Below are 2,848 nucleotides of genomic sequence, written 5' to 3'. Positions count from 1 at the left end.
GAGCCGGCCCCACCATGCGGATCTGCGCGGCCTGCACGCGCAAGGTGCCGGGGCATTGCACGCTGAGGCCGCAGGCCTGCAGGGTGATGCGTGCCCCGCCGGCGGTGGCCAGGGTGAGTGTGCGGGCGGCCGTGGCCTGGAGCTGGGCGCTGGCGCTTTGGAGCTCCAGCGCCTGTTGGGCGGCCAGCTCCAGCCGGTCGCTGTGGGCTTGCAGTTCGATGGGGCCTTGGGCGGCCACCAGGTGCAGCCCGCCGGGCTGCTGCGGCAGCGCCGCGGCGCCAGCCAGCACGCTCAGCGCTTGGCCGCTGTGCGCCCGCCAGGCCCCGCCGCTGTGCTGGTGGTGGTCTTGCCCGGCGCCCAGGTGCACGCCGTGCTCGGCGCTGGCCATCAGGTCTTGGCCGGCCACCCAGAGGTGCTGGGCGCGCGCTTGGGCTTGCAGCACCGGCGTGGCGCTGTGGGGCAGTGCGCCGTGGCCCGGCGGCGTCTGGGCGGCTTGCGCCGCCGCGTCGGGGCCGACTTGGCCTTGCAGGCTGCGCTGCAGGCCTTGCAGGGCTTCTTGCGCCGCGCTGAGGGCGGCGGTGCGGTGGCGGCGGCTGGCTTGGTCCAGCTGCTGGGCCTGGGTGAGCGCTTGCTGCAGCAGCGCCAAGCCGGCGCTGGGGTCGCCGGCGGGTTGTTCGGGGGCTTGGCCGTAGCTGCTCAGCAGCAGCCCGCGTGCGCCGCGCAGCGCTCCGTAGGCGTCGCTGCGCAGCTCCAGGCCCAGGCCGCGGGCGCTGCCGCGTCGGTTGCCGGCTTGGTGCACCAGGTGGCCCAGGCTGAGCCAGCTGGCGTGCGCGCTGCTGGCCGCTTGCACGCGCAGTTGGCCCGGGCTGTCGTCGAAGACGAGCCGGTTGGCCCCCGGGCCGGCCCCCAGCTCGCGGCTTTGCACGCCGCTGAGCGCGCCGGCATGGGCGTGTTCGCTGGGCGCCGCCCCGTGCCAGGCCGGGCTGTGGCCGCCGGCCACTTCGTTGGCTTGGCCGGCGCTGCGGTGGTCCTCTCCGCCGGCAAAGGGCTGCGGTGCGGCGGCTCGCCCGCGGCGGCCGCCCGGGGTGGCAGGCACGGCGCCGGCGCCGCGCCCGTTGTGCAGCACGCCCACCACCACCGGGCGCTCCAGGTCGCCGTCGAGGAAGTCCACCAGCACTTCGTCGCCAATGCGCGGCAGGAAGTGCGCCCCCATGCCGCCGGCGGCCCAGCGTTGGGCCACGCGCACCCACACGCTGTGGTCGCTGCTGCGGCTGCTGCCACCGCGCGTCGGGGCGTGTGGCAGATCGTGTGGCAGATCGTGTGGCAGGTCGTGTTGCAGATCGTGTTGCCAATGGAAGCGCACTTTGATGCGCCCGAGGCGGTCGGTGTACAGCGCCGAGCCTTCGGGCGCTTGGGGCTGGCCGTCGGGGCCGACGACCACGGCGCTTTGCGCGCCGGTGGCCCGCGGCGCTGGGCGCCGCAGGGGGCGCCAGGGCTGCTGGCGCGGCACGGCGCGCCAGTGTTGGGCGTAGCCGCTGGCTTGCGCTTGGGCCCACAGGGCCGGCTCCAGGGGGCAATCCAGCGCTTGCAGCGGTGGGCCCAGGCGGGCTCTGGCGCGTTGCACGGCATGTGGCAGGTTGGCGCAGCCTACGTGCAGCAGTTCGGTCAGGAGCAGTTGTTGCGCGCCGCGCTCGGGCAGGTGCTGGAGCTGCCACCATTGGCCGCAGCGGGCGCCTCGCACGTTGGCCAGGCCGCTGTAGTGCAGGGCCTGGGTTTGTAGGGCTTGGCCGCGCAGGCGCGCGCGGGCCGCCGCGCTGGCTTCATCGGGGGCGGCACTGTGCGGTTCGTAGTCTTCGTAGGCCGCCGCCGCCGCAGCCGCACCGACTGCTTGGGCCGCAAGGGCGCGTTTGGCCCGCTCGTGCCAGCCCAGCGCGGTGTGCTGCGCGGCCGTGTGGCTGGCGTGTTCGTGGTAGGTCTGCACGCCGTCGCCAGGCTGTTGGCTGTGGGCGCTGCGGTAGGCAATGCCGCCGCCGCGCGCACTGTCGGGGTGTTGGGGACAGGCGGCTTCGTCGGGACTGTGCGCAAAGATGACCGCGCGGTGGCCCAGGGCCGGCGCATCGTCGTGCACGCCGTCGACTTCTTCGAAGCGCAGCCCCAGCCCGGCGCGCGCCAGCAGCCGCTGCACGAAGGCCAGGTCGCTCTCGCGGCCTTGGACCACATAGTCCCACGGGCCCAGGGCTTGGAGGTGGGCGTGGACTTCGGGGCTCCAGCGCCAGGCCGCCTGGGGCTGGTACTGGGCAAAGACGTCGTCGATGATTTGGCGCAGGCTGCAATGCTGCCAGGCGCGCTGGCGCCCGCCCAGCCGCAGCCGCCACAGCCACGGCACGATCAGCAGTTCGTAGCGCGCCAGCGCCCCGTCGCTGGCCAGCGCGCGCGCCTGCGCAATGTGGCCGCTGACACGGTACAGCTGCCCTTGCGCGCCCACGGTCAGCACCTCGGCTCGGCTGTCCAGCCAGTCTTCCAGCACGTGATCGGCCCGCAGCGACAGCACTTGCACGCGGTATTCGTAGGGCTCGTTGAGCGCCTCCCAGCCCACGAAGCTCTCCAGCAGCATCCCGCCCAGGCGCGGCCCTCGCACGCGGTGCAGCCGGCCCGCCTCGGCGCACCAGCCCATCCAGTCCGCCGCCAGCGCCGCCATCTCCTTCGGCTCGGACATGCAACTCCTCCCTGTCTCGTCCTCGGCCTCGTGGCCCTTGACCCTCTTGTCCTTGGGCCTTCCAAAACGGCCGCCGGATGCTAGCAAGCCCCACCCCCGCAAAACCAGCAGGTTTTGGAAACAGGGTGTGAC

Annotated in this window: 1 protein-coding gene; it reads right to left on the bottom strand. The window is 73.8% G+C overall.

Features of this window, described 5'->3' with window-relative positions; translation table 11 throughout:
- Positions 1 to 2,716 (bottom strand): type VI secretion system Vgr family protein (locus CTA01S_RS15815; RefSeq protein WP_062196816.1); only part of this gene is annotated, 2,716 nt, incomplete at its 3' end.
- Between the last annotated feature and the right edge of the window lie 132 nt (positions 2,717 to 2,848).

This window comes from Caldimonas taiwanensis NBRC 104434 (assembly GCF_001592165.1).
Taxonomy (GTDB): Bacteria; Pseudomonadota; Gammaproteobacteria; order Burkholderiales; family Burkholderiaceae_C; genus Caldimonas; species Caldimonas manganoxidans.
This window is presented reverse-complemented; position numbering and strand designations above follow the sequence as displayed.